This is a genomic window from Aestuarium sp. (genome assembly GCF_023253315.1).
In the GTDB taxonomy this organism is placed as follows: domain Bacteria; phylum Pseudomonadota; class Alphaproteobacteria; order Rhodobacterales; family Rhodobacteraceae; genus Marivivens; species Marivivens donghaensis.
On record NZ_JALRGW010000175.1, the window covers coordinates 1 to 627 of the forward strand.

Below are 627 nucleotides of genomic sequence, written 5' to 3' on the forward strand. Positions count from 1 at the left end.
GACGGTAAGGAAGTGAACGTCGAGTCAGCTATCGATCAGCTAGATCGCTACAAGTTCATGATGGAAAACTACGTTGATCACAACTGTTCTGTGACTATCTCGTATGATCCCTCGGAGATTGAAGCAATCGTAGGGTGGATTCTGGAGAACTGGGATAGCTACGTAGGTGTGTCGTTCATCTATCGTAACGATCCTACTAAGACTGCTGAGGACTTAGGCTATGCCTATCTGCCTCAGGAGGTTGTCACTAAAGAGAAGTATTACGATTACGTCAACACCCTACAGCCTGTAGACTTGACTGCCCTTGGTACTACTGATGACCTATCGGATGAAGCCTGTGCTACGGGTGCCTGTCCGATCCGTTAAGGTGGACGATACCGTCGGTATCACGTAAGCCTGATAACCTGAGCATGTTACAAAACTGCTCTTTTCTTAACATGGGGGTACCATGAAGATACTACGCTATGCTGAACACCTAGACTACACAAAAGTAAACTGGCCTGAGGGGGGTATTTATGTTGCCGCAAACAGTGGTACAATATCTTTTATGGCAGCATTTACAAAAGAAACCCTGCCCGAAGATGCAAGGGCTTGGGCCAAGAAGCATATGGAAACACTCAAAAGGAA

1 protein-coding gene is annotated in these 627 nt (G+C 46.4%); it reads left to right on the plus strand.

Translation table 11 applies throughout. From position 1 onward, the window contains the following. The coding region (locus tag AC1QQ2_RS14885; RefSeq protein ID WP_479713729.1) for a hypothetical protein at positions 1 to 366 on the plus strand (366 nt) is incomplete at its 5' end. Positions 367 to 627: the final 261 nt, after the last annotated feature.